Below are 21,849 nucleotides of genomic sequence, written 5' to 3' on the forward strand. Positions count from 1 at the left end.
GCATGGGATCAAACACCTAGCTGCTGACGCCAACGCGTCTCAATCAGTCATTGGCAGCGGACAAACTGCGGCCGCGTTCGGTCGCTGCGGCAATGGCCTGGGCGGTGAGCGCCTCAAAGCCGCCGGCCTGGAATGTCTGGATGGCGGCGTGGGTCGTGCCGTTGGGCGAGGTCACGCGGCGACGCAGGACCTCCGGTGGTTCGCCCGATTCGGTGAGCATGCGTGCGGCGCCGAGCAGCGTTTGCAGCACCAAGGTGCGCGCGGTTGCGGCGGGCAGGCCCTGCGCTTGCGCGGCAGCTTCCATCGCTTCTGCCAAGAGAAAGACATAGGCCGGTCCGCTGCCGGAAACCGCGGTCACCGCATCCATCTGCGCTTCGTCGTCGATCCAGACGGTGACGCCGGCGCTGTCCAGCAGTCGGGTCGCCTGTTGGCGTTGCGCCGCGGACACGCGCGTGTTCGCGTACAGCCCGGTGACACCAGCGCCGAGCAGGGCGGGCATGTTGGGCATGGCGCGAACCACGGCGATATCGCCGCCCGACCAACGCTGCAGCTGCGTGGCGGTGATGCCGGCAGCAATGGAAACCAGCAGCGGTTGTTGTGCCTGCGCGAGATCGGCCAGTTGCGCGCACACCGTTGGCAAGACCTGCGGCTTGACCGCCAGGACCCAGGTCGTGGCCGCGCCGACAGCGGCGCGTGCATCCTCGAGGACCTGCACGCCGAAGTCGCGCGCCAAGGCTTCGCGCAGATCGGCCACTGGCTCGGCCACGCGGATGCTGGCAGCCGGCGTGCCCTGCCGGATCAGCCCGGCAATCAGGCTGCGTGCCATATTGCCGCCGCCGACGAAGGCGATGGACGTGGCAACGGAAGATGAGGGTGAAGACGAAGCAGGTGTGTTCATTGCAGCACCTAAATAACATGAGTCGATGTCGGAGGCGATGCGATCAGGCAGAGGCGGCCGGCGCCTGATCGCGCGCACCGAACAACGCCGTGCCCACCCGCACCATGGTGGCGCCGGCCGCGATCGCTTCGGCGAAATCCGCGCTCATGCCCATCGACAAAGTGTCCACCTGCCGATAACGGACTTGCAGCTGCTCAAACAGTGCTTGCATGCGCGAAAACGCGGCCTGGCGTCGTGCCTGATCAGGAAACGGGGCAGGAATCGCCATCAGTCCGCGTAGCTGCAGGCGTGGTTGCAGGGCGATCGCTTCGGCCAGGCTGTCGATCGCTTCGGGTGCGCACCCATGCTTGCTGTCCTCGTCGTCGATGTTGACCTGGATCAACACATTCAACGGCGCGCGGTCGTCCGGGCGGTGGCGCGCCAGCAGCGGAATCAATTTGGCCCGGTCCAGCGTCTGCACCCAATCGAAGCACTGGCTCGCCAGTTCGGCCTTGTTGGATTGCAGGTGGCCGATCAAATGCCATTCCAGGCCCAACGCACGCAATTGGGCGATCTTGGCGTCGGCTTCCTGCACGTAATTTTCGCCGAAGGCGCGCTGGCCCTGCGCGGCCAGGGCGGCAACGGCGTCGGCCGGCTTGGTCTTGGAGACCGCCAGCAGCCGCACGTCGGCACGCGCGTGTGCGGCCGCTGCGGCGTGGATGGCATCGAGAATCTGCTGCAGCGACGAAGCCGGCACGTGGCATTCCGGAGAAAGGCGGGAGCGCTATAGTGCCGCCCGCAGACGCTTCCATCCAGTTGGTGCGTGCCGGGTGCCTGCCTCGATGCCCGGCGTTGTGCCTACTAGGAGGCGTGTCCGGAAGCAGGGTAGGCGACCTCCCCAAGTCCGACCAGCCCGGTGCGATACGGACTAGCGACAGCGCGACCCGCTACGCTCGGGCAGGCGCTGCGCTCGCCAGCAATTCCTTGAGGCCACCGCGCACCAGCCGTTCGGCCTGGGGCAGCTCCGCAGCCTGGCGCAAGGCAACAGTTTCAGCCAGGCGGGTCGCGGCCGCCCTGAACCGGTCACAGGCCGCTTCCCGCCAGCAGCCAGAACGCTATACTGCCGGCCGGGGAGTACCTTCCAACCGCAGCCTAGGGGAAAAGCAGCGCATGGATATCGCTGAATTATTGGCGTTTTCTGTCAAGAACAAGGCATCGGACCTGCACCTGTCTGCAGGGCTACCGCCGATGATCCGTGTCGATGGCGATGTCCGTCGCATCAATATTCCGGCGCTGGACCACAAGCAGGTGCATGCGCTGGTGTACGACATCATGTCGGACAAGCAGCGGCGCGATTACGAGGAATTCCTCGAGGTCGATTTCTCGTTCGAGATTCCGTCGCTGGCACGCTTCCGCGTCAATGCGTTCAACCAGAACCGCGGTGCCGGTGCGGTGTTCCGTACCATTCCCTCCGAAGTGCTGACGCTGGAAGACCTGGGCTGCCCGCCGATCTTCCGCCAGTTGATCGACCAGCCGCAGGGCCTGATCCTGGTGACCGGCCCGACCGGCTCGGGCAAGTCGACCACGCTGGCCGGCATGATCGACTACATCAACAAGAATGAGTACGGGCACATCCTCACCGTCGAGGACCCGATCGAATTCGTCCACACCTCGCAGAAGTGCCTGATCAACCAGCGCGAGGTGCACCGCGACACGCACGGCTTCAACGAGGCGCTGCGCTCGGCACTGCGCGAAGACCCGGACATCATCCTGGTCGGCGAATTGCGCGACCTGGAAACCATCCGCCTGGCGCTCACCGCGGCGGAAACCGGACACCTGGTATTCGGCACCCTGCACACCAGCTCGGCGGCCAAGACCATCGACCGCATCATCGACGTGTTCCCGGCCGGCGAAAAGCCGATGGTGCGCTCGATGCTGTCCGAATCGCTGCGCGCGGTGATTTCGCAGGCGCTGCTGAAGAAGGTGGGCGGCGGCCGTACGGCGGCCTGGGAAATCATGGTCGGCACCCCGGCCATCCGCAACCTGATACGCGAGGACAAGGTGGCGCAGATGTATTCCTCGATCCAGACCGGCCAGCAATACGGCATGCAGACGCTGGATCAGCATCTGCAGGACTTGGTCAAGCGCAGCCTGATCACGCGCAACCAGGCCCGCGATTACGCCAAGGACAAGCGGATATTCGAGTAGCCGGGATTCGGGATTCGGGATTGGGGATTCGCAACGGCGGCGCTCCAACCGATCTCAGAACAGCCCGCTCTTACGAATCCCGAATCCCGAATCCCGGCTCTGAAGGAGCACGCCATGAGCACCATCGACTTCACCTCCTTCCTCAAGCTGATGGCGCATCAGAAGGCGTCGGACCTGTTCATCACCTCGGGCATGCCGCCGGCGATCAAGGTGCATGGCAAGATCAGCCCGATTACCCAGACTCCGCTGACTGCGCAGCAGAGCCGCGATCTGGTGTTGAACGTGATGACGCCGTCGCAGCGCGAGGAATTCGAAAAGACCCACGAGTGCAACTTCGCCATCGGCGTGTCCGGGGTCGGGCGTTTTCGTGTGAGCTGTTTCTACCAGCGTAACCAGGTGGGCATGGTGCTGCGCCGGATCGAAACGCGCATCCCCACCGTGGACGAGCTGAGCTTGCCGCCGGTGATCAAGACGCTGTCGATGACCAAGCGCGGCATCATCATCTTCGTCGGCGCCACCGGGACCGGCAAGTCGACCTCGCTGGCGGCGATGATCGGCTACCGCAACCAGAACTCGACCGGGCACATCATCACCATCGAAGACCCGATTGAATTCGTGCACAAGCACGAGGGCTGCATCATCACCCAGCGCGAGGTCGGCATCGACACCGACAGCTGGGAAAATGCGCTGAAGAACACCCTGCGCCAGGCGCCCGACGTGATCATGATCGGCGAGGTGCGCACCCGCGAAGGCATGGACCATGCGATCGCCTTCGCCGAAACCGGCCACCTGGTGCTGTGCACGCTGCACGCCAACAACGCCAACCAGGCGATGGACCGCATCATCAACTTCTTCCCCGAGGATCGCCGCAACCAGCTGTTGATGGACCTGTCGCTCAACCTCAAGGGCGTGGTCGCGCAGCAGCTGATTCCGACCCCGGACGGCCGCAGCCGCCGCGTGGCGATGGAAATCATGCTGGGTACGCCGCTTGTGCAGGACTACATCCGCGACGGTGAGATCCACAAGCTCAAGGAGATCATGAAGGAGTCCACCAACCTGGGCATGCGCACCTTCGACCAGAGCCTGTTCGAGCTCTACCAGGCCGGCGAAATCAGTTACGAAGACGCGTTGCGCTACGCCGACTCGCAGAACGAAGTGCGCCTGCGCATCAAGCTCTCGCAGGGTGGCGATGCCAAGACCTTGTCGCAGGGCCTGGACGGCGTAGAAATTTCCGAAGTGCGCTGAGTGCTGCGCGCCTCGGTGCCCGCGTCCACGGGGTGCCAGTGCACACGGGTAACAAGGCGCAGGGAATCTGACCAGGCGTGTATGGGGTGACCTGCTTCCGCGACGGCAACGCCAGCCCTTCTGTGCGTCGCTGCCATCTCGTGCCAGGCGTGGCGGCCAGCGTTGCGCCAGGATCGCACCGACGACGCGGCCCTGTCCGCCGAGTGGAGGGAGCGCTTGAGCGCGCCAAGAAAGACGAAGGTCCGGCTCGAACAGCCCCGCATATCTGCGGATGATCGACGCGCCCGGCAAGAACTTTGCCGCGCTGCTCCGGCACGCCCGGCTGCTGCCGGAGGAGGCCGGTCATTGACGGCCGGCCGAGGCGCCCGTAATGCAGGGACCTCCCGCGGCGTCGGCCCTGTTTCAGATGTGACCGGGTGGGTCGATAATGTCTAATAGCGCACCCCACTGCAGTGCCCAAGCCCGTGAGCCTTCCCGATTCCGATCTGCGACCGGAGCAAGAACCCTTGCCCGACGATGGTGCCGTGGTCACCGCCGGCCCGCTCACGCCTCCACCGGATTCGGCCGGAACTGCCGCCGACGACCATGCCTTCCATCATTCGGTGGCTGAGGATGCGCAAGGCATGGCGCTGGCGACCCTGGTCGCATCGCTCGGTCTGGCCATCTTCGCCAAGGGCGGGCTGATGATCGGTGGCATGGCGGGCGTGGCCTTCCTGTTGCACTACGCGCTGCACTGGAACTTCGGCCTGGTGTTCGTGCTGGTCAATCTGCCGTTCTACTGGCTGAGCGTGCGCCGGATGGGGTGGGAATTTACTCTGAAGACCTTCGCGGCAGTCGGCGCGTGCGGCGTGCTGACCAACCTGCTGCCGCGCTGGGCCGACTACGCGCACATGAGCACGGCCTTCTCGGCGATCGCCGGTGGCGCGCTGTCTGGCCTGGGGATTTTGTTCTTCATTCGCCACCGCGGCAGCCTGGGCGGCATCGGCATCCTGGCGGTGTACCTGCAGCGTGAGCGCGGCTGGAGCGCGGGCAAGGTGCAAATGAGCTTCGACGCGATGCTCATGCTGGTCGCCTTCTTCGTGCTGACTCCGGACAAGGTGCTGTATTCGGCCATCGGCGCCCTGATGCTGAGTCTGGTGCTGATGTTCAATCACCGCCCGCACCGGTATATGGGCGTGTGATGCGTGCCGAAGATCGCTCGCATGGCACGTCCGGGAGCGGCGAATAATCCGTCGCGTGCCAGCCATCAGCAGGCACGGCTGGCGCGCCCGGAGCCGTAGCATGCCAGCGATGCATGGCGCTTTCCATGCACCGACCAGGCCCGCATGGCGGTGAGCTCCGGCGTTTGTCAGCGGTTCTCGCTGCTTTGGCGTGCCGGGCAATTGGTAGGCAACTGCAGCCGTTGCATCAACCCGCGCGCATCGAATGGTGCATGTACCTTCATGTCGTTGTCGAAATAACAGTACACATCGCGCATTGCGCGCTTGCGGGCGCGAGCGCCCACACGGGCGGCATCGTCCGGTTCGGCTCCGCTGGCCCACGCGGCGATGCGTGCTGCCCAGCGATCCAGCGCGGTGTCGCGCTTGCGCGCCCGCGCCAACGCGGCCTCGCTATCGCGCGGCAGGCTGCCTGGAAATGCATCCAGCAGCTCGGCAAGGAGCCATTGATTTCCACGCTGGGAAAGCAGCCCGCGGCGTATTCGAGCTCGCGCCGTTGGGCCAGGCCAGCTGGATAAAACGTGCCGCGCCAGCGTGCGTAACGTCAGCCGGAAATGCCGATGCGAATAGCCATGCGCCCGAGCATTTCGCGTGCGCCGTGCAAGAGGTGTCTAGCCGCGCTGAACCGTGCGCGTTTTTGCCGGCTTCTGCGCCTGCAACCAGGGCGGCCCCAGTGCCCGGATCTGCGTAAATACCGGGCACTGGGCATGATGTGCGCCGGGCAGGTAGCCCAGGCTCATCAGGAACTCGCCGGTGATTTCGCCGCCGGTGAAACGGAAGGTCTTCTTGAACAGCTTGACCCAGGCCGGTTTGTCGAGCGAGTGGTGGGCGTCCAGCCACTGCGCGAAGCCGCCATGCGTGGCGCGCAGCGTCTGGATGACGCGCGCGTTGTGGATCGCCGCCAGCACCTTGAGGCGATTGCGGATGATGCCGGTATCGCTCATCAACCTGCTGACGTCCTGGTCGCCATACGCAGCAACAGTGTCCACGTCGAAGCCATCGTAAGCCTGCTGGAAATTGACGCGCTTGCGCAGGATGGTTTCCCAGCTCAGTCCGGCCTGGTTGATCTCCAGCACCAGCCGCTCGAACAACTCGCGTTCGTCGCGCTGCGGAAAGCCGTACTCGTGATCGTGGTAGTGGCCATGGACCGGATGGCCTGGGGCGATGCTGCAATAACCGCTCATGTGGGTGCCTGTCGTTGTGGGGCGAGGCTTGCCGATCGCGCGCCAGTGGCTGCCACAGCGCGCGAGCAGCAGTTGGCGCTGAGGCCGGGAGGCCGTTTGCGCGGCTGCAACGCTTCAGCAGCGCTCCAAGTCACACTCATTGCGATCAAGCTGAACGTGTCGATCAGGCGCCTCAGATGGGCCACGCGCAGGCCGCTGCATCGGCGGCATCGCGCATTTCCTGGAGCCGGCAAGGCCCAGTATGGCAGCGGCTCTGCGCGCGGCGAAGCGAACGGCTAGAATGCGGCCATGTCTGTTTTGCCCACGCCACTGGCCAACCAACTGCTGATTGCGCTCCCGGCGCTGTCCGACCCCACCTTTTCGCGCAGCGTCGCGCTGATCTGTCAGCACGACGAGAACGGCGCCATGGGCGTGCTGGTCAACCGGCCTTCCGAATACACCCTGGGCGAAGTGTTGTCCCAGATGGGCATCGACACCGACGATGAGCCGCTGCGCGAGCAGGTCGTGCTCAGCGGCGGGCCGGTGCACCCCGAGCGCGGTTTTGTGATCCATGATGATGCACGCGAATGGGATTCCAGCCTGGAAGTGGGGCAGGGCGTGTTCCTGACCACCTCGCGCGACATCCTCGAGGCGATGGCGGCCGGCAACGGCCCGCGCAATGCGCTGGTCGCATTGGGCTGCGCGGGTTGGGGCGCCGGCCAGCTGGAATTCGAGCTGGGCGAAAACAGTTGGCTCACCGCGCCGTCGGATGCCAATGTGCTGTTTGCGACCGCGCTGGAAGATCGCTGGCAGACCGCTGCCGGGCGTATCGGCGTGGACCTGTTCCGGCTCACGGATTATTCCGGGCATGCCTGAGGCGGGCGCGATCTGCCCCGACGGCACGGTGCTGGGCTTCGACGTGGGGTCGCGCCGGATCGGCGTGGCAGTCGGAACCGCGCTTGGTGCCACCGCGCGCGCGGTGGCCGTGATCAATGTGCATGCCAACGGCCCGGACTGGGTTGCGTTGGACCGCCTGCATAAGGAATGGCGACCGGACGGCCTGGTGATCGGCGACCCGCTCACGCTGGACGACCAAGACCAACCCGCCCGCAAGCGCGCACACGCGTTCGCCCGCCAGCTGCGCGAGCGCTACGCGCTGCCGGTTGTCCTGATCGATGAACGCTCCAGTTCGGTTGAGGCTGCGCAGCGTTTCGCGCGCGAGCGTGCCGATGGGCGCAAGCGCCACCGCGACGCCGAAGCGCTCGACGCGATGGCCGCCGCGGTGATCGTCGAACGCTGGTTGGCCGCCCCCGACCAAGCCACCTTTCTTCCTTGACCCCCGACCTGCGATGACCACCATGCAACTCGATTCGGACGGACGCCTGCGCCACCTGCTCACCCTGCAAGGACTGCCGCGCACCACGCTGCTGCAATTGCTCGACCGCGCCGGCCAAATCCGCGATGCGGCAGTCGGGCGGGTGGGCAAGCGCAGTGTGCTGGCGGGCACGGCGGTGTGCACGCTGTTCTTCGAACCCTCCACGCGCACGCGCAGCTCCTTCCATCTGGCGGCGCAGCGGCTGGGCGCGGACGTGCTCAATTTCGATGCATCCACCTCATCCACCCGCAAGGGCGAAACCGCGCGCGACACCTTGAAGAATCTCGAAGCAATGGGCGTGCGCGGCTTTGTGGTGCGTCACCCCGATGACGGAGCGGTGGAAGTGCTGGCCGCAGCCGCAGGCGAGGGCACCGCGTTGATCAATGCCGGCGACGGACGTAGTGCACACCCCACCCAGGGCCTGCTGGACATGCTCACCCTGCGCCAGGCCAAGGGCACCGATTTTTCCAAGCTCAAGGTCGTCATCGTCGGCGACGTCAAGCACTCGCGCGTGGCGCGCTCGGACCTGCATGCCTTGCGCACGCTGGGCGCTGGCGAGATCCGCGTCTGCGGCCCGGCCAGCCTGCTGCCCGATGACGGCATGCTGGAGGGCTGCGTGGTCGGCCAGGATTTCGATGCCATGCTCGAAGGCGCCGATGCGCTGATGATGCTGCGCCTGCAGCGCGAGCGCATGGAAGAAGGCCTGGTGCCTTCGCTGGGGCAGTACCACGCCGACTATGGTCTGACCCGCGAGCGCCTGGCGCGTGCCGGCCGCGACGCCGCGGTGCTGCACCCGGGCCCAATCAACCGCGGCGTGGAAATCACCGATGAAGTGGCCGACGGCGCGCAATCCTGCGTGCTGCGGCAGGTGGCCAACGGCGTCGCCGTGCGCATGGCCGTGCTGGAAACCCTGCTGGGCTAACAGCGGCTGCGCAGTAGTTTTATTCGCCGCTCCAAGAACTGCAATGCGACCGCGCGACTAATCCGCGGTCGCCTTCGATCTACGAATCGTTGACTGCGAAGAGACAGCGGCTTTTTGCCGAACGCACACCGTGATCCGCTGCGCGGTCGCGTTCGATGTGCAATGTAGTAATTGCGGACAAAAGTCGCTTGCTGCCTGATGCTTCCCGCGATCTGTTTTTGCGAATCCCGAATCCAAGCACCACCAGCTAACACCCGCTCACCTATCGTGACCGCTCCTTTCAGCGCAGGAGATCGCAATGGGTATTTCACGTCACGTCACCGCCCACTGGGAAGGCGACCTCAAGACCGGCAAGGGCCAGCTCAGCACGCCGCAGAGCGGCTTGATGGACAACACCCGTTATGCCTTCAGCAGCCGCTTCGGCGACGAGAAGGGCACCAATCCGGAAGAACTCATCGCCGCCGCGCATGCCGGCTGTTTCACCATGGCGTTGTCTGCGCAATTGACCGAAGCCGGTTTTCCGCCGACCTCGCTGGACACGCGCGCCGATGTGGATCTGTCGATGGAAGGCGGCCCGCAGCTGTCGCAGATTCGCCTCAAGCTCAAGGCCGTGGTGCCGGGCATCGACGAGGCCAAGTTCCGCGAGCTGGCCGACAGCGCCAAGAAAAATTGCCCGGTGTCCAAGGCATTGAGCGCCGTGCCGATCAACCTGGAAACCGAGTTTTCCAGCTGACACCAATACCGCCGCGACGCGTCGGCGCAAACGCCCGGCGCGCGCAGCTGGCGGTAACCTGAATAGGGCTTTTCGTGGCCGGTTTGGTTCAGTGCGGTTTCACTGGCGCAGGCCGAGCATCGGCAGCGTGTCCTCCCTATGAAGCTGCCGCAATGAAAACTCTCGTGCTTGGTGCTCTGGTGATGGGTCTGGTCGTGGCGGGCAATGCCACGGCACAGCGCTATGACAGCGGCTACGAGGATGGCCGCTACGAATACGCGCGCGTTGTGCGCGTGGATCCGATCATCGTTGCCGATTCGTACAACGAACGTACCAGCGAACGTTGCTACGATCGTCCCGCCGATGGTTACTACACCAGCAACGACGGGTACTACCGCGACGGCGGCTATGCCCAGGCCGGTGTGTCCAATCGGGGCGTGGCCAGTGTCATCGGCGGCATCGCGGGCGCCGTGCTCGGCAGCCAGGTCGGCGGCGGCAATGGTCGTCTGGTCGGCACCGCCGTGGGCACCATGGCGGGCGTCGCGGCGGGCCGCTCGATCTATGAGGCCAATCACCGCACATACCAGGGCAACGTGAGGGTCTGCGAGCCGGTGTCCTACCGCCGCGAACGCGACCGCGTGGATGGCTACGACGTCACCTACGAATACGCTGGCCGTATGTACCACACGCGTAGCGATTACAACCCGGGCAACCGTATCCGGGTGCGCGTGGACGTTCGCCCTGACTGATCGGAGCCGGATGCATGCGGTGCCGCTGGTTCGGGCATCGGACTGAAGAAGAACGCTGCGGGCAACCGCAGCGTTCTTGCGTTTTGCGAAGTGATTGTAGGCTGCAACAGCGCTTCACCAGTGCTTCGGCATTGATCGATGCCAGCACCTCGCTGTTTCACACGGGCGCTGACGCGCGGCGCAGGGGCCGTGATCAGAAATTCGCAGCACCTGCATGCCACTCTGCTGCGTTGATCCTGCGCAGCAGCGTTGTTGCCGCTCTAAGTCCAGTCCAGCGTGCCGCGAATCACCGTCTGCACCTGGCCACCCGACCACACGTCGCCGTCGGCATCGATGTGCAGTTCCAACAAGGCATCGAAGCCGATTTCGCGGCCCTGGCTGACCACGTAGCGACGGTCGGTGCCGGGCAATGCGTCACGGCTGTCCAGCCATGCGGCGACGACCGCATTGGCCGCGCCGGACGCCGCATCTTCGAAGCGCCGGCCATTGCCGACGAAGGCGCGCACTGCCAGATCGTAGGCGCCCGGTGCGCCGGCGCGTGCATACGCAAACACGCCCATGCTGCCGGTGGATTCTGCCAACCCGGCGATCGCGTCCCAGTCCGGCTGCAGGCCGCGCAGCGCGGCTTCGTTGGCGAGTTCTACCACCCACCAGGTGCGGCCGCCGTCCATCAGCGCGGGCGGTAGCGTTCCCAGCGGCCAGCCCTGCAAGGCATCGCGCAGGCGCGGATCGTCGGCGTCCACTTGCTCGGCCACGCGTGCGCGCGGCGTGCGGATCGCGATGCTGCGGTGGCCGCCGCGCTGCTCGACGCGCAGCGGCAACCGACCAGCGATGCCGTCCTGCACCAGGACGCCGTCCTGTGGTGCGGCCAGGCCGGCCTCGAGCACGGCATGTGCGGTGCCCACACTGGGATGGCCGGCAAACGGCACCTCTTTTTGCGGCGAAAACATGCGCAGCCGGTAGCTGCTTTGCGCGTTTTCGGCAGGGAAGACGAAGGTGGTCTCCGGCAGCTTGGTCCAGCGTGCGATGGCCTGCATCGCCGCATCGTCCAGACCCTGCGCATCCAGCACCACCGCCAGCGGATTGCCGCTGCCGGGGCGGGCGGAGAACACATCCAATTGCAGGAAACGGCGAGTGGTCATGGGCGTCGATCCGCAGTGAGGGCGCGGCAGCTTACCAAACGATGCGGCCGTCGATCACCTGCTGCGTCGCTCCGCCAATCCAGACTTCGCCTTCAGCGTCCACGTCCACATGGACGCGGCCGTCGCGGCCAACCTCGCGGCCCTGGCTGGCGACATAGCGCGACTCCGCCCCGGGCAGGCGGCCTTCGCCGTGCAGGCGTGCGGCGATACAGGCATTGGCGCTGCCGGTCACCGGGTCTTCCGGAATGCCGTCGCCCGGGCAGAACGCGCGGACGACCAGGTCGGCATCGCCATCGTGCACTGGCGCGTAGATGGCGAGGCCAACGGCGGCGCTGGCCTGGGTCAGGCGCGCGATGGCGGCAAGGTCCGGGGCTGCCTGCCGTACCGCCTGCGCATCGGCCAATTCCAGCAACCACCAGTTCGGACCGTTGTTCCAGAGCGCAGCCGGGTGTGGGCCCACGCGCAGCTCAGCGCAGGCGGCGTGCAACGCGTCGGCGTACGTATTACCTGTGTCTACGGCGCGCGCGCCCGGCGCCCGTAGCCGCACCAACAAAGCGCCGTGCCGGTCGAATACCTCTACCGGCAGCACGCCGGCCGCGCATTGCTGGCGAAGCTGGCCGTCGGGTTTGTAGGCGGTCACGCCGCGGGTCACCGCTGCCCACGCCGCGCCGACGCTGGGATGTCCGGCAAACGGGAGCTCGGCGCGCGGGGTGAAGATGCGGATGTGGTAATCGGCATCGGGCACGCTGACCGGCAGGAAGAAGACCGTCTCGGACAGATTCAGCCATGCGGCAATCTGCTGCATTTGCGCAGGCGACAGCGTCTCTGTATTGAAGACCACGCCCAGCGGGTTGCCGCTGCCGGCCCGGGCGGCGAAAACATCCAGTTGCAGATAGCGGTGCTTGCTCATGGCGGGCGAAATCTCGTCGAAAGAGAGCGCGCCGATGGTTGCAGTGCGAACCGATACGGCAATGGACGTGCGGCGACACGCTGTGATCGCATGCGGGGTCATGCGAGCGGCATTGGCAGTAGAATCGGAGCTTCCGCTCGGCATCCCGGGCATTTTCCCCCATCCTAAACGCCTATCTCAATGTCAGCTCCCCACTCTAGCGATCGTTGGATCGTCCTCAAGTTCGGCGGCACTTCGGTGTCGCGTCGTCATCGCTGGGACACGATTGGAAAACTGGCGAGCAAACGGGCGGACGAGACCGGCGGTCGCGTGCTGGTGGTGGTGTCTGCATTGTCGGGCGTGACCAACGAGCTCACCGCCATTGCCGACGGCGCCGCCGATAGCCCGCAGCGTGTGGCTGCGCTGGAGCAGCGCCATCGCGAGTTTCTGGCCGAGCTCGAACTGGACGCCGATGCGGTGCTGGGCGAACGGCTGGCCGCATTGCACGCATCGCTGGGCGATGCGCGCGCTGCAACGCGCACGCTGGAGTGGCAGGCCGAGGTGTTGGGGCAGGGCGAGTTGCTGTCGTCCACCATCGGTGCGGCGTATCTGCATGCCAGCGGCCTGGACATGGGCTGGCTGGATGCGCGCCAGTGGCTGTCGGCGCTGCCGCCGCAGCTCAATCAGAGCGAATGGTCCAAGTGCCTGTCGGTGTCGTGCCAGTGGCAGTCCGATGCCGATTGGCGCACGCGTTTCGCCGCGCAACCGACACGCTTGCTGATCACGCAGGGCTTCATTTCGCGGCATGCCGATGGCGGCACCGCGATTCTGGGCCGTGGCGGTTCGGATACCTCGGCGGCGTACTTCGGTGCGCTGCTCGGCGCCAGCCGCGTGGAAATCTGGACCGACGTGCCCGGCATGTTCAGCGCCAACCCGAAGGAAGTGCCGGATGCGCGCCTGTTGACCCGGCTGGACTATTACGAAGCGCAGGAAATCGCCACCACTGGCGCCAAGGTGCTGCATCCGCGTTCGATCAAACCGTGCCGCGATTCCGGCGTGCCGATGGCGATCCTGGACACCGAACGACCGGATCTGCCGGGCACCAGCATCGACGGCAATGCCGAGCCGGTGTTGGGCGTCAAGGCGATCAGCCGCCGCAACGGCATCGTGCTGGTGTCGATGGAAGGCATCGGCATGTGGCAGCAGGTGGGCTTCCTGGCCGACGTGTTCACGCTGTTCAAGAAGCATGGCCTGTCGGTGGATCTGATCGGTTCGGCCGAGACCAACGTCACCGTGTCGCTGGATCCGTCGGAAAACCTAGTCAACACCGACGTGCTGGCGGCGTTGTCGGCCGATCTGTCGCAGATCTGCAAGGTCAAGATCATCGTGCCGTGCGCGGCCATCACGCTTGTCGGGCGCGGGATGCGCTCGCTGCTGCACAAGCTCTCCGACGTGTGGGCCACGTTCGGGCAGGAACGCGTGCACATGATTTCCCAGTCGTCCAACGACTTGAACCTGACCTTTGTCATCGACGAAGCCGATGCCGATGGTTTGCTGCCGATCCTGCACGGCGAGTTGATCGACAGCGGCGCGATGCCGGTCAGCGAGGGCGAGGTATTTGGCCCGCGCTGGCGCGAGATCATCGGCTCGGTGCGCCCGCGTCCTACGCCGTGGTGGCATGCCGAGCGCGCGCATCTGCTGTCGCTGTCCAAGGCCGGGACGCCGCGCTACGCGTACCACCTGCCCACCGTGCGTGCGCGTGCGCATGCGCTGGCGCAGATTGTCGCGGTGGATCAGCGCTATTACGCGATCAAGGCTAATGCGCACCCGGCCATCTTGATGGCGCTGGAGCAGGCCGGCTTCGGGCTGGAATGCGTTTCGCACGGCGAACTGCGCCGCGTGTTTCAGGCGCTGCCGGAACTGTCGCCACGGCGCGTGTTGTTCACGCCGAGCTTTGCGCCCAAGGCCGAGTACGAGGCCGCGTTCGCATTGGGCGTGACCGTGAACGTGGACAACGTCGAAGCGCTGCGCAACTGGCCCGAGGTCTTCCGTGGCCGCAATATCTGGCTGCGCATCGACCTGGGGCACGGCGACGGACACCACGAGAAGGTCAACACCGGCGGCAAGGCGTCCAAGTTCGGCCTGTCGTCCACGCGCGTGGATGAATTTGTCGAGGTGGCGCGCACGCTCGAGGTCACCATCACCGGCGTGCACGCGCACCTGGGCAGTGGCGTGGAGACCGGCGAGCACTGGCGCATGATATACGACGAGTTGGCCGGCTTCGCGCGCCGCATCGGCACGGTGGAAACCATCGATATCGGTGGCGGCCTGCCGATTCCGTACAGCGCCGAAGACGAGCCCTTCGATCTGGAGGTGTGGGCCAAGGGCCTGGCCGAGGTCAAGGCCGTGCATCCGGGCTACCGCCTGGCGATCGAACCGGGCCGCTATCTGGTGGCCGAAGCCGGCGTATTGCTGGCCAGCGTCACTCAGGTGATCGAGAAGGACGGCGTGCAGCGCGTTGGCCTGGATGCGGGCATGAATACCTTGATTCGCCCGGCGTTGTACGACGCCTGGCACGACATCGAAAACCTCAGCCAACTCGACGCGCCGGCCGACGGCACCTTCGATATCGTCGGGCCGATCTGCGAATCGTCGGACGTGTTCGGCAAGCGTCGCCGGCTGCCTGCGGCCACCGCGCCGGGCGATGTGGTGCTGGTGGCCGACGCTGGTGCCTACGGCTACACGATGGCCAGCACCTACAATCAGCGCGAATTGCCGCGCGAAGAGGTGATCGATGCGTCCACTGGCTGAGTTCGTTGTACTCAGCACGGTGTCCGGTGGCGTGGCGATGGTGGTTTCCACCGCCATCGACATCGCCGGGCAACCGGCCCCGTGGACCGATAGCTTCAAGTGGGCAATCCCGGCGTTGGTTGCTGCCTGCATCGGCGCGTGGAGCGCAGCGTTCTGGCAGGGCCGCCGCGCCCGGCGAGCACTCGCGCAACATGCCGGCAGCATGGCATTGCGCACCGTGGTGTTGAGTGCGCTTGGCTATCTGCCGGCGTTGCTGCTGTATCTGCTGGTCGCGGTGGCCATCACCGGCGATGCAACGGTGATTCGCTCAGACGTGATGCTGCTGCTGTTCGTGATCGGTTGCCTGCCGCTGCTATGGGCGGCGGTGCCGTTTTCCATGATTGAATATGTCCTGTGCCGACGTTATCTGCGTCGTGTACGTGTTTCTGCAGGTAGTCCATGAGCGCTTTCGACAAACATCAGATGTCCACCTTCCGTTTCGTGCGTTGCGCACTCGACGCGCAGACCGGCGTGGCGACGCTGGTGTATGCCTTCGATCAAGGCCCGGAGCTGGTCGAGACCGTTGCGGTGCCTGGCGCACCCTTCGTGCTGGAAGGCGCGCAGGCAACCGCGGTGCAACAGGCGCTGCGGCTGCTGCATCTCATTGCAGGGGTCAGTTATTTCAAAGCCGCGGTGCCGCCGAACATCGCCATCGACGGCTACAGCATCGATGCCGAGACGGCCGCGCTGGTGGAAAGCGTGTACCTGCATGGCCTGGGCGAATTTGCCTATCGCAATGGCTTGAATCTGCACGGCAAGATCCGCTTTCCGGTGGACGGGCAGGCCTCTGCCGCCGCGCCGGCAGTGGGGTTGCGCGAGCATGCGCTGGTGGCGATCGGTGGCGGCAAGGATTCGCTGGTCAGCATCGAGGCCCTGCGCCAGACCGGCATGGCGCAGACTGTCAGCTGGATCGGCGGTTCGCAACTCATCCGTGCCTGTGCAGAACGCACCGGTTTGCCGGTCCTCAACATCGGCCGTGTGCTGGCAACGGAATTATTCGAACTCAATCGCCAGGGCGCGTGGAACGGACATATCCCGGTGACTGCGGTGAACTCGGCCATTCTGGTGCTGGCGGCGCTGCTCAACGGGGTTGACCAGGTGGTGTTCTCCAACGAACGTTCGGCCAGTTACGGCAGCCGGATTCCCGGCACCGGCGAGGTCAATCACCAGTGGTCCAAGGGCTGGGCGTTCGAACAGGCATTCGGCGATTACGTGCAGCGGCATGTGGCGGCGGATCTGCGCTATTACTCGTTGCTGCGGCCGCTCTCGGAGTTGGCGGTGGCGCGGCAATTCGCCAAGACCGATCACTACGACGCGCACTTTTCCAGCTGCAACCGCAACTTCCACATCATGGGCAAGCGCCCGGTGCAACGCTGGTGCGGCGTGTGCCCGAAGTGCCATTTCGTGTTCCTGGCGTTGGCGCCGATCATGCCCAAGACGCGGTTGGTCAAAATCTTCGGACGCAATCTGCTCGACGATGCGACCCAGGCCGGCGGCTACGACGCGCTGCTGGAGTTCCAGGACCACAAGCCGTTCGAATGCGTGGGCGAAGGCCGCGAATCGCGCGCGGCGATGGCGGTGCTGGCCAGCCGCGCCGAGTGGAAGGAGGACGCGTTGGTGAAGCGCTTCATCCGCGACATCCAGCCGCAGCTCGACCCGCACGACCTGCAGGTTGAGCCACTCATGGCCATCGATGGCGAGCACCGGGTTCCGTCGACGCTGTGGGAGCGCGTGCGTGCGAATTTCGCAGCTTGAGGGCAAAGCGGTTGCGTTATGGGGCTGGGGGCGTGAAGGACGTGCAGCGTATCGCGCGCTGCGCGCGCAGCTGCCGACCCAATCGCTGACGGTGTTCTGCAACGCCGAAGAGGCGCGCAAGATCGCTGCGCTGGCAGATACGGCCTTGCAGGTGGAAACCGATGCCAGCGCGCAGGCGCTGGGGCGATTCGAGATTGTGGTGAAGTCGCCCGGCATCAGCCCGTATCGCGCCGAGGTACTGGCTGCCGCCGCGCAGGGCACGCACTTCATCGGCGGCACCGCGCTGTGGTTTGCCGAACACGCGCAGGCGGACGGCAGCGTGCCCGGTGTCATCTGCGTCACCGGCACCAAGGGCAAGAGCACCACCACCGCGCTGCTGGCGCACCTGCTGCGCGCTGCCGGGCATCGCACCGCATTGGTTGGCAATATCGGCCAGCCGTTGCTGGAAGTGCTGGCACCGCAGCCGCCGCCGTCGTATTGGGCGATCGAGTTGTCCAGCTACCAGACCGGTGATGTCGGGCGCAGCGGCGCGCGCCCCGAGCTGGCATTGGTGTTGAATCTGTTTCCCGAGCATCTGGACTGGCATGGCGACGAGGCGCGCTATGTGCGCGACAAGCTGTCATTGGTGACCGAGGGCCGGCCGCGCATCTCCTTGCTCAACGCTGCCGCCCCGCTGCTTGCCGGCTTGCAGTTGCCCGATAGCCAAGTGCGTTGGTTCAACCATCCCGCGGGCTGGCATCTGCGCGGCGATGTGGTCCATCGCGGCGAACAGGCCATTTTCGATACCGCCGATGTGCCGCTGCCGGGCGAGCACAACCGCCGCAACCTGTGCGCGGTGCTGGCGGCGGTAGAGGCCTTGGGCCTGGATGCGGCGGCACTTGCGCCGGCGGCAGCGAGTTTTCGTCCATTGCCCAACCGCCTGCAGTTGCTCGGCAGTGTGGATGGCATCAGCTACGTCAACGATTCGATCAGCACCACGCCGCATGCCTCGCTGGCTGCACTGGCGTGCTTTGCGCAGCGACGCGTGGCGCTGCTGGTTGGTGGCCATGACCGCGGGCTGGATTGGCACGATTTCGTCCAGCGGATGGCGCAGCAGGCGCCGCTTCAAATCGTGACCATGGGCGCCAATGGTCCCCGCATCCACGCATTGCTGGCGCCGTTGGCCGAGGCGGGGCATTTCGGCTTGCATGCCGCCAACGATCTCGAACACGCCATGGGGCTGGCGCGCGCTGCGCTGGGCGAGCAGGGCGGCGTGGTGCTGCTTTCGCCGGGGGCGCCCAGCTTCGGTGCCTACAGCGATTACGTTGCGCGCGGCCGCCACTTCGCGCAGTTGGCAGGCTTCGACCCGGCGGCAATCAGCGCGATTGACGGACTGGGTATCCACTAGAAGCGGCCGACAGGAATCGACGCGGTTCACCGCCAGACAGGCGCGGCCTTGAATGTCCCACTCGGACGGCGCGGCTCATGCGCGCCGTGCAAGGTCCACCTGAGCTGTCCGCTACGTGTTGCTGCCCGGCCCGGTTCCGAGGCCACGGCGTTGCCAGGGTTGCCCTGGAAACCTAGCTCGCCACGGATGCGGATACGCCCGGTGCGCTTGGCCCAGCCAACTGGCCGCGCCGCTGCCGGCAGCGCCGATGATGACCCCTCCTGCACGGTGCCAGCGCCTACACTCGCCGCACCATCCTGGGAGCAAGCACATGTACAAGCAACGGACATGGCGTGGCGTTGGATTGATCGGTCTCCTGGCCTCGCTGGCCTTCCCCGCAGCAGCGGCGATGCAGGCCAAGCCGCTGGAATGGAAGATCGGCAAGGACACTTACAGCGGCGTGCTGGTGTACGACGATGCCGGTGATCCCAAGCGCCCGGGCCTGGTGATGGTGCCCAACTGGCGCGGCGTCAACGACTCGGCGGTGACCAAGGCCAAGCAACTGGCCGGCGACGATTACGTGGTGCTGGTGGCCGACGTGTATGGCAAGGGCAAGCGACCGGCCAACGACAGCGAGGCTGGGCAGTTCGCCGGCGCCCTGAAGAAGGATCCGCCGGAGCTGCGCGCACGCACGCTCAAGGCGGTAGAGGTGCTCAAGGCGCAGGCCGGCAAGGTGCCGCTGGACGCAGCGCGCATCGGTGCAGTGGGCTTCTGCTTCGGCGGTACCACGGTGCTGGAACTGGTGCGCTCAGGCGCGCAACTGGCCGGTGTGGTCAGCCTGCACGGCGGCATCGCGACTCCCAGCCCGGCCCCCGCTGGCTCGGCCAAGACGCCGCTACTGGTGCTCAACGGTGCCGACGACAAGAGCGTGAGCAAGGCGGATATCACCGCATTCGAAACCGAAATGAATGCAGCCGGCGCGGATTGGCAATTCGTCAATTTCAGCGGCGCCGTGCATTGCTTTGCCGAGGCAGATGCCAACAGCCCGCCGGGCTGCCTGTACAACCCGCGCGCGGCCAAGCGGGCGTATCGCATGCTGGGCGATTTTTTCGAAGAGCGGTTTGGGCGATAGGAGGGATTGGGGGATTCGGGAGTCGGGATTCGTAACAGCGCGGTCCCGTCCTTCAATGCATCAATCCCGGGTTTTGCTCAGCGGTCTGCGCCTAACAATCGTTTGGCGATCACATGTCGGAATTCGTAAGGCGCGACCAAGTCGCTTTTGCGAATCCCCAAATCCCCAATCCCAAATCCCCTCCGGAGCGCCCAGCGCTCCGGATCAGTGCGTGCGCTCGACCGCATAGTGCGCCAGGCCGCGCAGTGCCGCCACGGCAGGGCTATGCGGCAGGGTTTCCAGGGCCTGTTCGGCGGCGGCAGCATATTCGGCCGCGCGTTGACGGCTGTAGTCCAACCCGCCGGTGGCATGGATGGCGGCCAGCACTTCCGGCATCGCCGCCGCATCGCCTTGCCGGACGATCTGTCGCAGGCGCTCACGGGTGGTCGCATCCGAGTGTGCCATCGCGTGGATCAACGGCAGGGTGGCCTTGCCTTCGGCCAGATCGTCGCCCAGGTTCTTGCCCAGGTCCGCGGCCTCGGCGGCGTAGTCGAGCACGTCGTCGGCGATCTGGAAGGCGAAGCCCAGCTGCATGCCGTAGTCGTACAACTGCTGCTGCACCTGCGCGCTTGCACTGGAGGCAAGCGCACCCAGACGCGTGCCGGCGGCAAACAGCACCGCGGTCTTGCGCTCGATCACGCGCAGGTAGGCGGCCTCGTCGGTGTCGGGGTTATGGACGTGCAGCAGCTGCAGCACTTCGCCTTCGGCGATGCGATTGGTGGTGTCGGCCAGGATTTGCATGACTTCCATGCGATCCAGTTCGACCATCAGCTGGAAGCTGCGCGAATACAGGAAGTCGCCCACCAGCACGCTGGGCGCATTGCCCCATAACGCATTGGCGGTGCTGCGTCCGCGGCGCAGGTCCGATTCGTCCACCACGTCGTCGTGCAGCAGCGTGGAGGTATGGATGAATTCGATGATCGCCGCCAGTTGGTGGTGCTCCGGGCCGGAGCCGCCAGCGGCATGGCCGGCCAGCATCACCAGCATCGGGCGCAGGCGTTTGCCGCCGGCAGAGATGATGTGATCGGCAATCTGGTTGATCAGCACGACGTCCGAGGCCAGACGGCGGCGGATCAGCGCATCGACCGCGGCCATGTCGGGCGCGGCGAGAGACTGGATCTGGGGCAGGCCCAGCACGGTGGGGAGGTCTTCGGCGATGGTCATGCGCAGGCATTCGTGATGTGGGCCGATTATAGGTGCCCCGGCCGGATCCGTCCCGCCAGGCACACCCGGCGTCTTCACATTTGCCGCCCTGCGCAGCGGGGTCGTCACCCGTAAGGGCCTGTGCGGGCTGGATTTCCGACCCTTGGCAGGGCACTTGCCCGGCAGCTCCGCGCGGCAACCTGCCAGGACCGCCGAGCGGCAGGTGCGGTAACATTGCCGCACACACATTTATCGTTGCGCGCTACAGGCGCCAGCGCATCATCTCGGAAGCACCTATGGCCCGCGGCATCAACAAAGTCATCCTCGTCGGCAACCTCGGCAACGATCCCGACACCAAGTACACCCAGGCCGGCATGGCAATCACGCGCGTGAGCCTGGCCACCAGCAGCATGCGCAAGGACCGCGACGGCAATAACCAGGAACGCACCGAGTGGCATCGCGTGGTGTTTTTCGGAAAGCTGGGCGAAATCGCCGGCGAGTACCTGCGCAAGGGCTCGCAGGTCTATGTCGAAGGCGAACTGCGCTACGACAAGTACACCGGCCAGGACGGCGTGGAAAAGTACAGCACCGACATCGTCGCCAACGAGATGCAGATGCTGGGCGGCCGTGGTGAAGGCGGCGGTGGCGGGATGGGCGGCGATCGTCCGCAACGCTCGGCGCCGCGTCAGCAGGGCGGTGGCGGGCAGGGCGGTAGCGGATATGGCGGCGGCGGTGGTCAGGACTACGCGCCGCGTCGTCAGCAGCCGGCCCAGCAGCAGTCGGCCCAGCAGCAGTCGGCACCGCCGATGGACGATTTCGCAGACGACGATATCCCATTCTGAGGACTGTTCGCTGTCGCGTCATCCAGGAAGGCCCGCATTGCGCGGGCCTTCTGCGTTATGGGAAGTACGCGCGGACATTGGCCGGTTTCGGCGGAATGGTGGCAAGAGCCGCGGGGGCATGCGTGCTCGGAGGCACGTGTGTCGTGCGTGCAGCGCTCATCCATCGCAGGCTTGTGCGCAACGCACGCAGTGGGTGCGCCGTCCATGCGTTGCTCAGGCTCGC

The 21,849-nt window shown here is 65.7% G+C and carries 20 protein-coding genes and 1 pseudogene; 14 read left to right on the plus strand and 7 right to left on the minus strand.

Translation table 11 applies throughout. The features are described from left to right. Nucleotides 1–43: 43 nt before the first annotated feature. Together proC and XAXN_RS07620 are read right to left on the minus strand one after the other, a co-directional pair. The gene (proC, locus tag XAXN_RS07615) at nt 44–898 is read right to left on the minus strand and encodes a pyrroline-5-carboxylate reductase (RefSeq protein ID WP_054319098.1); all 855 of its coding nucleotides are present in this window, start codon (nt 896–898) and stop codon (nt 44–46) included. 43 nt (nt 899–941) lie between these two features. Continuing rightward, complete coding sequence (locus XAXN_RS07620) at nt 942–1,634, minus strand: YggS family pyridoxal phosphate-dependent enzyme (RefSeq protein ID WP_054319099.1); 693 nt, start codon at nt 1,632–1,634, stop codon at nt 942–944. A gap of 413 nt (nt 1,635–2,047) precedes the next feature. Here XAXN_RS07620 and XAXN_RS07625 point away from each other — a divergent pair, with 413 nt between their 5' ends. From XAXN_RS07625 to XAXN_RS07635, 3 genes are all read left to right on the plus strand, one after another. Beyond that, nucleotides 2,048–3,085, plus strand: a complete 1,038-nt coding sequence (locus tag XAXN_RS07625) for a type IV pilus twitching motility protein PilT (protein WP_042823132.1) — start codon at nt 2,048–2,050, stop codon at nt 3,083–3,085. Between the two features lie 114 nt (nt 3,086–3,199). Next, nucleotides 3,200–4,330, plus strand: a complete 1,131-nt coding sequence (locus tag XAXN_RS07630; RefSeq protein WP_003489921.1) for a PilT/PilU family type 4a pilus ATPase — start codon at nt 3,200–3,202, stop codon at nt 4,328–4,330. Between the two features lie 506 nt (nt 4,331–4,836). Further along, nucleotides 4,837–5,511: a YitT family protein gene (locus XAXN_RS07635; protein ID WP_054319100.1), complete on the plus strand. Its 675-nt coding sequence runs from the start codon at nt 4,837–4,839 to the stop codon at nt 5,509–5,511. 167 nt (nt 5,512–5,678) lie between these two features. On the opposite strand, the pseudogene XAXN_RS20910 reads toward XAXN_RS07635, so the two are convergent. Together XAXN_RS20910 and XAXN_RS07645 are read right to left on the minus strand one after the other, a co-directional pair. Beyond that, nucleotides 5,679–6,151: pseudogene (locus XAXN_RS20910) on the minus strand (DUF72 domain-containing protein). A 7-nt stretch (nt 6,152–6,158) separates the two neighbouring features. Beyond that, nucleotides 6,159–6,731, minus strand: coding sequence for a DNA-3-methyladenine glycosylase I (locus XAXN_RS07645; protein ID WP_054319102.1), 573 nt, complete (start codon nt 6,729–6,731; stop codon nt 6,159–6,161). A 288-nt stretch (nt 6,732–7,019) separates the two neighbouring features. On the opposite strand from XAXN_RS07645, the gene XAXN_RS07650 reads away from it, so the two are divergent. The 5 genes from XAXN_RS07650 to XAXN_RS07670 all read left to right on the plus strand — a co-directional run bounded on the left by XAXN_RS07650 (nt 7,020) and on the right by XAXN_RS07670 (nt 10,468). Further along, nucleotides 7,020–7,586, plus strand: a complete 567-nt coding sequence (locus tag XAXN_RS07650; RefSeq protein ID WP_003489930.1) for a YqgE/AlgH family protein — start codon at nt 7,020–7,022, stop codon at nt 7,584–7,586. Continuing rightward, nucleotides 7,579–8,046: a Holliday junction resolvase RuvX gene (gene ruvX / locus XAXN_RS07655; protein WP_054319103.1), complete on the plus strand. Its 468-nt coding sequence runs from the start codon at nt 7,579–7,581 to the stop codon at nt 8,044–8,046. Before XAXN_RS07650 ends, ruvX begins: the two co-directional genes overlap by 8 nt. A gap of 13 nt (nt 8,047–8,059) precedes the next feature. Beyond that, nucleotides 8,060–9,007 carry an aspartate carbamoyltransferase catalytic subunit gene (locus XAXN_RS07660; RefSeq protein ID WP_054319104.1) on the plus strand — a complete coding sequence of 316 codons (948 nt, stop codon included), beginning with the start codon at nt 8,060–8,062 and terminating at the stop codon, nt 9,005–9,007. A gap of 298 nt (nt 9,008–9,305) precedes the next feature. Beyond that, nucleotides 9,306–9,740, plus strand: coding sequence for an OsmC family protein (locus XAXN_RS07665; RefSeq protein ID WP_054319105.1), 435 nt, complete (start codon nt 9,306–9,308; stop codon nt 9,738–9,740). A 152-nt stretch (nt 9,741–9,892) separates the two neighbouring features. After that, complete coding sequence (locus tag XAXN_RS07670) at nt 9,893–10,468, plus strand: glycine zipper 2TM domain-containing protein (protein ID WP_054319106.1); 576 nt, start codon at nt 9,893–9,895, stop codon at nt 10,466–10,468. Nucleotides 10,469–10,728: 260 nt separating this feature from the next. Here the strand turns inward: XAXN_RS07670 and XAXN_RS07675 are convergent, their stop codons facing one another. Together XAXN_RS07675 and XAXN_RS07680 are read right to left on the minus strand one after the other, a co-directional pair. Then, a complete protein-coding gene (locus XAXN_RS07675) occupies nt 10,729–11,610 on the minus strand; it encodes a PhzF family phenazine biosynthesis protein (protein ID WP_054319107.1) in 882 nt (293 codons plus the stop codon). A gap of 31 nt (nt 11,611–11,641) precedes the next feature. After that, nucleotides 11,642–12,520, minus strand: coding sequence for a PhzF family phenazine biosynthesis protein (locus tag XAXN_RS07680; protein ID WP_054319120.1), 879 nt, complete (start codon nt 12,518–12,520; stop codon nt 11,642–11,644). 180 nt (nt 12,521–12,700) lie between these two features. On the opposite strand from XAXN_RS07680, the gene XAXN_RS07685 reads away from it, so the two are divergent. From XAXN_RS07685 to XAXN_RS07705, 5 genes are all read left to right on the plus strand, one after another. Then, entirely contained in the window at nt 12,701–15,310 is a 2,610-nt protein-coding gene (locus XAXN_RS07685; RefSeq protein ID WP_054319108.1) for a bifunctional aspartate kinase/diaminopimelate decarboxylase, read from the plus strand. After that, nucleotides 15,294–15,752 (plus strand): hypothetical protein, encoded by a 459-nt coding sequence (locus XAXN_RS07690; protein ID WP_054319109.1) that lies wholly within the window; start codon nt 15,294–15,296, stop codon nt 15,750–15,752. Before XAXN_RS07685 ends, XAXN_RS07690 begins: the two co-directional genes overlap by 17 nt. Beyond that, entirely contained in the window at nt 15,749–17,104 is a 1,356-nt protein-coding gene (murL, locus tag XAXN_RS07695) for a UDP-N-acetyl-alpha-D-muramoyl-L-alanyl-L-glutamate epimerase (RefSeq protein WP_054319110.1), read from the plus strand. The genes XAXN_RS07690 and murL overlap by 4 nt, the downstream gene beginning before the upstream one ends. Continuing rightward, complete coding sequence (gene murD / locus XAXN_RS07700; protein ID WP_054319111.1) at nt 17,085–18,491, plus strand: UDP-N-acetylmuramoyl-L-alanine--D-glutamate ligase; 1,407 nt, start codon at nt 17,085–17,087, stop codon at nt 18,489–18,491. Before murL ends, murD begins: the two co-directional genes overlap by 20 nt. A gap of 310 nt (nt 18,492–18,801) precedes the next feature. After that, nucleotides 18,802–19,602: a dienelactone hydrolase family protein gene (locus XAXN_RS07705; protein WP_054319112.1), complete on the plus strand. Its 801-nt coding sequence runs from the start codon at nt 18,802–18,804 to the stop codon at nt 19,600–19,602. Between the two features lie 204 nt (nt 19,603–19,806). Here XAXN_RS07705 and XAXN_RS07710 read toward each other — a convergent pair whose 3' ends face one another. Beyond that, on the minus strand, nt 19,807–20,805 hold the full coding sequence (locus XAXN_RS07710) for a polyprenyl synthetase family protein (RefSeq protein ID WP_054319113.1): 999 nt from the start codon (nt 20,803–20,805) through the stop codon (nt 19,807–19,809). A gap of 275 nt (nt 20,806–21,080) precedes the next feature. On the opposite strand from XAXN_RS07710, the gene XAXN_RS07715 reads away from it, so the two are divergent. Beyond that, on the plus strand, nt 21,081–21,626 hold the full coding sequence (locus XAXN_RS07715) for a single-stranded DNA-binding protein (RefSeq protein WP_054319114.1): 546 nt from the start codon (nt 21,081–21,083) through the stop codon (nt 21,624–21,626). The last annotated feature ends 223 nt before the right edge of the window (nt 21,627–21,849 follow it).

Origin of the sequence: Xanthomonas axonopodis (assembly GCF_001304695.1) — a bacterium.
In the GTDB taxonomy this organism is placed as follows: domain Bacteria; phylum Pseudomonadota; class Gammaproteobacteria; order Xanthomonadales; family Xanthomonadaceae; genus Xanthomonas; species Xanthomonas axonopodis.

Excerpts from the sequence above, each read along its gene's own strand:
- proC (WP_054319098.1), bottom strand. The coding sequence starts at position 898 with ATGAACACACCTGCTTCGTCTTCACCCTCATCTTCCGTTGCCACGTCC.
- XAXN_RS07625 (WP_042823132.1), top strand. The coding sequence starts at position 2,048 with ATGGATATCGCTGAATTATTGGCGTTTTCTGTCAAGAACAAGGCATCG.
- XAXN_RS07630 (WP_003489921.1), top strand. The coding sequence starts at position 3,200 with ATGAGCACCATCGACTTCACCTCCTTCCTCAAGCTGATGGCGCATCAG.
- XAXN_RS07645 (WP_054319102.1), bottom strand. The coding sequence starts at position 6,731 with ATGAGCGGTTATTGCAGCATCGCCCCAGGCCATCCGGTCCATGGCCAC.
- XAXN_RS07650 (WP_003489930.1), top strand. The coding sequence starts at position 7,020 with ATGTCTGTTTTGCCCACGCCACTGGCCAACCAACTGCTGATTGCGCTC.
- ruvX (WP_054319103.1), top strand. The coding sequence starts at position 7,579 with ATGCCTGAGGCGGGCGCGATCTGCCCCGACGGCACGGTGCTGGGCTTC.
- XAXN_RS07660 (WP_054319104.1), top strand. The coding sequence starts at position 8,060 with ATGACCACCATGCAACTCGATTCGGACGGACGCCTGCGCCACCTGCTC.
- XAXN_RS07665 (WP_054319105.1), top strand. The coding sequence starts at position 9,306 with ATGGGTATTTCACGTCACGTCACCGCCCACTGGGAAGGCGACCTCAAG.
- XAXN_RS07670 (WP_054319106.1), top strand. The coding sequence starts at position 9,893 with ATGAAAACTCTCGTGCTTGGTGCTCTGGTGATGGGTCTGGTCGTGGCG.
- XAXN_RS07675 (WP_054319107.1), bottom strand. The coding sequence starts at position 11,610 with ATGACCACTCGCCGTTTCCTGCAATTGGATGTGTTCTCCGCCCGCCCC.
- XAXN_RS07680 (WP_054319120.1), bottom strand. The coding sequence starts at position 12,520 with ATGAGCAAGCACCGCTATCTGCAACTGGATGTTTTCGCCGCCCGGGCC.
- XAXN_RS07685 (WP_054319108.1), top strand. The coding sequence starts at position 12,701 with ATGTCAGCTCCCCACTCTAGCGATCGTTGGATCGTCCTCAAGTTCGGC.
- XAXN_RS07690 (WP_054319109.1), top strand. The coding sequence starts at position 15,294 with ATGCGTCCACTGGCTGAGTTCGTTGTACTCAGCACGGTGTCCGGTGGC.
- murL (WP_054319110.1), top strand. The coding sequence starts at position 15,749 with ATGAGCGCTTTCGACAAACATCAGATGTCCACCTTCCGTTTCGTGCGT.
- XAXN_RS07705 (WP_054319112.1), top strand. The coding sequence starts at position 18,802 with ATGTACAAGCAACGGACATGGCGTGGCGTTGGATTGATCGGTCTCCTG.
- XAXN_RS07710 (WP_054319113.1), bottom strand. The coding sequence starts at position 20,805 with ATGACCATCGCCGAAGACCTCCCCACCGTGCTGGGCCTGCCCCAGATC.
- XAXN_RS07715 (WP_054319114.1), top strand. The coding sequence starts at position 21,081 with ATGGCCCGCGGCATCAACAAAGTCATCCTCGTCGGCAACCTCGGCAAC.